Annotated in this window: 1 pseudogene; it reads left to right on the forward strand. The window is 39.8% G+C overall.

Annotated elements, in window-relative coordinates:
• A pseudogene (locus SB717_RS39535) lies at window positions 1-236 on the forward strand (ABC transporter permease); the annotation flags it as partial.

Raw genomic sequence — 236 nt, forward strand, 5'->3', positions numbered from 1 at the left:
AGCACTTGGTGCAACGCGCGGAAAATATTAATGCGATTTTTAATCGAGTCTTACATTTTAACAGGATTAGGTGGCTTTATTGGATTTATGTTCAGCGCTTTCTTTGCCTGGCTTATCGCAATGATCGCAGAATGGCCACTTGTTATTTCAGTAAGTTTAGGCGTAACTGCAGTAGGAGTTTCAATGTTGATTGGAAATCTGTTTGGGCTACTTCCGGCTAATAGAGTAGCTAAATT

The organism is Priestia sp. SIMBA_032 (assembly GCF_046535215.1).
Classification (GTDB): domain Bacteria; phylum Bacillota; class Bacilli; order Bacillales; family Bacillaceae_H; genus Priestia; species Priestia aryabhattai.